This window comes from Microcystis sp. M090S1, from assembly GCF_020246295.1.
GTDB lineage: Bacteria > Cyanobacteriota > Cyanobacteriia > Cyanobacteriales > Microcystaceae > Microcystis > Microcystis aeruginosa.
In genome coordinates this window covers 1-4,401 of sequence record NZ_JADBTF010000406.1, presented here as the reverse complement: position 1 = coordinate 4,401, position 4,401 = coordinate 1, and the positions used below count along the sequence as shown (strand labels likewise).

Genomic DNA, 4,401 nt, shown 5'->3' with positions numbered 1-4,401 from the left:
GTCAGTCTGTAGAGCGACCATAAGACCAGAACAGAGTAAATCTGTTAAGGCAGGTGCGGAACCCCGCAAGGGAAAGAAGCAGAAACCCAAATCGTGAGGTTTGGGAATCACCGTCCGTTTACGGCGGTGAGGATGTCAAAAAATAGCCTCAGTTTTTCAGACCTATTATCTACTAAATTAAAAGACTGGCTTCTTAGCTTACCATCCCTTGCTTCCTAACTCCTGACTGGCTTAATGTTGCTCTTGCCAAAAATAATCGGCGGGTTTTTTGGTTTCTGCTGGTGATGATTGAGGAGCGTCTCCCAAGAAAACCGAACGCTGGATGACGCGATCGCCTAATCTTCTTTGGACTCGACTGGGAATACCGTAACCGTAGGCAATATGACCTTTTCCTGCTAGGACGATGATCTGATAGTCGGGATGAGCTTGCCAGAATTTAGCGATCGCATCGGCCATGGTTTCATCCCAGAGGACCTGTGCCAGAAAAAAGCGATCGAATCCCTGACTTTTGCCCCCCGTGTGTTGCTGATAAACGGCTAAGATCTGTTGACGGTACTCCTCGTTATCCTGGTTTATTTCGCTTTTAGGGGGAATGTAGGTCATTTCTGAGGTGGAGAGGCTTTCTAAGCCCTCCCGTGCCACTTTTCTAGTGATTTCCGTGGGTGTATTTAGGGCGATCGCTGGTAGTTTTTTTGCCTTGGCCAAGCGCAGGATCGGGGCGTAAAATTCCCAATCAAATCCCCAACGTTGGTCGTATTCACTTTTTTCTCTCAACTGATTTTCGCTAATTTTGCCGGCTAAATACTGATCCAAATAGATTTGGTAAGGACGTTGAAACATCTCGAAAGCGATCGCTATTTGGGGATTATTGGCCTGTAAATACTCGATAATAGCTAATTGGGCCTGATGATCGGCTTGACTATCGTGCCTTTCTCCCAGATAAATAATCTCGGCTGTTTTTAAATCTGCCAGAATTTGTTTTTGGCTATTAGTAAAACTCCAGGCCCGGGGCAGCAAAATAAACAGTAAGCAGAGGGCAAGGAAAACAGGAAAAAAGCGTCGAGAGAATTTCATCTTTATTAAAGGCCTTTTAAAAAACTGATCTTAACCGAAACCAAGACAAAAAGGGTGGGCAATGCCCACCCGAAAAAATTTTCAGAGAACCTTTTTGGTTTAGTAGGTTTCTACGTGCCAGCGATGTTCTTTTTTCAGTTGTTTCTGATAGACAGACCAATCAGCACCATTTTTAGCGGCGGCACCACTGATAGCATCGTCGATACCATCTTCCATCCCTTTCAGTCCGCACATATAAGCGTGGGTTTTGGGACTTTGGAGTAGATTCCAGATTTCGTCAGCGTGTTCGGCTACCCGGTGTTGAATATACATTCTACCGCCCTGGGGATTTTGCTGTTCCCGGCTGATGGCATAGGTGAGACGGAAGTTATCGGGGAATTCCGCCGCTATTTTCTCTAATTCTTCTTGGTAGAGAATATTGGCCGTTTTGGGAACTCCGAAAATCAACCAAGCTAGACCTTTGAATTTATAATCTTCGTGTTGTTCCTTGAACATCCGCCAGAGGAAAGCTCGGAAAGGAGCGATTCCCGTCCCGGTGGCCATCATAATGATAGTGGCATCTTCATCACCTGGCAGCAGCATTTCCTTACCCACGGGACCAGTAATAGCCACATCGTCCCCCACCCCTATATGACAAAGATGGGTGGAACAAACTCCATAAACGGTTTCCTTGGTTTCTGGATGTTGGTATTCTAACTGACGCACGCAGAGGGATACGGTTTTATCGTCTAATTTATCACCATGACGGGTGGAGGCGATCGAATAGAGTCTCAATTTATGAGGTTTGCCATTAGCATCGCTACCCGGGGGGATAATACCGATACTTTGCCCTTCTAAATAGCGTAAATCGCCCCCAGAAAGGTCAAAGGTGACGTGTTGTACGATACCGATACCCCCCTCATCAACGAGAGCATAATTCTCGATACATTTGCCGATAAAGGGTTGATTCGGACGGTAGATGTTGACGGGGATATCTGTTTTTTCTTTCGCTTGGGTCATGGCCTTTTTCTTGGTCTGTTCGGTGACGGGCGATGATTGAGCGATTGGCTGTGGTGTGGAGGCACTAGAAACAGTTGCTACGGGGGCAATCCCATTGAAGGGTTTGATGCTGACGATACGACCACCTAAACGGGTAATCCGACGCATTTCTTGATTCATGCGACTGTAGGGAACCGTGAAAAACACGCTTCCACTCTGACGGATTGAATAATCCAAGCTGTCAGTATTGTCGTTTTGATTGAGACCCGCCACTTCGTAAACAAATAAACGGTTTCCCGCTAGTGTACTCGGACTGTACATTAAATATAACTCCCAACTCAAGTCACGATAATCGTTCCATAGTTTAGCCTACCATCGGTACACTACACCTAGGCCTAATTGAGAGTTATCTTAAAAAACCACAGACATCGCTTTTATCTTTTCCTTAAGGATAGGTCAACTCTCTGGTTAAAATCTGTTACATTTGCAGCATTTTTACTTTTTATTAAGATTTATGCTACTTTTCCCTATTTGTGCTAAAAATCCCCCTAGTTGGCCTGATGAGGACAACCAGGGGGACAGATATTAGCAATAATTATTTTTTCAACTACTCGGCCGCAGCAGCGTTTAAGGGTTTAATGCTGACGATGCGAGCGCCTAAACGGGTAATCCGACGCATTTCTTGATTCATGCGGCCATAGGGAACGGTTAAAAAGACACTGCCACTCTTACGGATAGAATAATCTAGGTTATCAGTCTTGTCATTTTGACTCAAACCGACGACTTCATAGACAAAAAGGCGGTTTTCCTTGGCACTAGAGAGACTTTGCATCGAAATGGCTCCTACATTGATGTTATAGTTCTCTAGTTTAGCCTAGCAGGGAGACTAGCAATCTAGTTAGGGTTTGCGGCAAAAAGTGTATTGGTGGGGTTAGGAGTCAGTAGCCGGTCGTTTCAGGCTTTGTTGCCCTTGGTTTTTGTACCAGTTTGTGTACTACGAGAAGAATAATGCAAGGTTTTTGAATGTCCCAATCCTATATTCTTGCACTAACATCGGATTTTAACAGGTCAAAAGCCTTATTTTAAAAGGGTTTTACCATTATTCAGCAGACTCTAGTTAATGGCCGATTTACAGCCGTTTATTCTACCATGACGCTCGATCACAATTGTCCACAGGCCGCATTGGCCGCTAAACCTCTGGAATAACGGACAGTAACGCCGACTTTTTCCTGTTCTAAAATAGTTTTAAAAGCCTTAATTCTCTTTTGATCAGGCCGTTGATAATCCACCTCCTGAATGGGATTAAGTGATCACTGTTAATTGTTTGAAGATCAGCCTGCTGATAAGTCGCAACGCTACCTCCTTGATCTAGTGTAGTCGATTGATGTCGTACTACTTATCATCCTTGATGATTTCTCGCAGGTCTGGATGAAAGTGAACGTGGGTAATATACACTCCTTTAGGGGTCTGTAAGGTGATAAACTCTACAAATAAAGAATCTTGTTCGTGGCGAAGTTTCAAGAAAAAACGTCTTAAAAACTTATTCTGGGGATAGATAAGTTCTTGCAGGAAAATAGATTGTTTACAAGGTCCACTAGCTTGAGTGTATTGTTTGAGAATTTTTTTCATTTGTAAACGGGATTCCTCCCCGGTCTGGACATCCCTTCTAGCTTGTTCGGCCGATTCAAAAAAATCCTCATGATCCTTGGCGAATTTAATCATGCTATCTACCCACACATCAACTGCACCACCAGTATTTCCCGCTAGATACAGTTCCAATCCTTGACGAACAGGCATGGGAAGTTGTGCCATCTCATCATCATCAATTATGATCGAGGTGGGTGTGGTTGATTCTTTGCTGACAAGTAGCGGTTGACTATAAGCTATGCCAGGAAAACAATTAAAAACCGCTAAAGTTCCTAAAGCTGCAATTGCTAATATTTTACTTTTCATGATCCTTACCCCCGAACTCGAAAAAATCACCAACAGTCGAGTTACTGCGGTTGACAAGTACTAAAATCTACTTCTCTGAAAAAATTCCGCAACGGGATAACCAAAACCGCTAGTTAAAGAAGCAGACTTAACAGTTACTTGCCCCCACCGTTGAGGTGTTGCCCGATAACCATCCCGATCTTGATTAAATTTGACAATTATTAACAAACAACACAGCCAACACTCCTCTGTTACTCTAATTATAACAGAGAAAACTGTTGACATCCTCACCGCCGTAAACGGACGGCGATTCCCAAACCTCACGATTTGGGTTTCTGCTTCTTTCCCGAAGGATTTTTCGCACCTGCCTTAACAGATTTACTCTGTTCTGGTCTTATGGTCGCTCTACAGACTGAC

4 protein-coding genes and 1 pseudogene are annotated in these 4,401 nt (G+C 44.0%); all 5 read right to left on the bottom strand.

The window, feature by feature from the left end:
• Positions 1 to 231 precede the first annotated feature (231 nt).
• Complete coding sequence (locus IM477_RS17990; RefSeq protein WP_287732909.1) at positions 232 to 1,074, bottom strand: ChaN family lipoprotein; 843 nt, start codon at positions 1,072 to 1,074, stop codon at positions 232 to 234.
• Positions 1,075 to 1,173: 99 nt separating this feature from the next.
• Positions 1,174 to 2,373: a bifunctional rod-capping linker CpcD/ferredoxin--NADP reductase PetH gene (gene cpcD/petH / locus IM477_RS17985; protein ID WP_287732907.1), complete on the bottom strand. Its 1,200-nt coding sequence runs from the start codon at positions 2,371 to 2,373 to the stop codon at positions 1,174 to 1,176.
• A 286-nt stretch (positions 2,374 to 2,659) separates the two neighbouring features.
• On the bottom strand, positions 2,660 to 2,884 hold the full coding sequence (gene cpcD / locus IM477_RS17980) for a rod-capping linker protein CpcD (protein ID WP_287732906.1): 225 nt from the start codon (positions 2,882 to 2,884) through the stop codon (positions 2,660 to 2,662).
• A 328-nt stretch (positions 2,885 to 3,212) separates the two neighbouring features.
• Positions 3,213 to 3,356, bottom strand: a pseudogene (locus IM477_RS17975) (dual-specificity RNA methyltransferase RlmN); the annotation flags it as partial.
• Between the two features lie 88 nt (positions 3,357 to 3,444).
• Complete coding sequence (locus IM477_RS17970) at positions 3,445 to 4,005, bottom strand: hypothetical protein (protein WP_287732904.1); 561 nt, start codon at positions 4,003 to 4,005, stop codon at positions 3,445 to 3,447.
• Between the last annotated feature and the right edge of the window lie 396 nt (positions 4,006 to 4,401).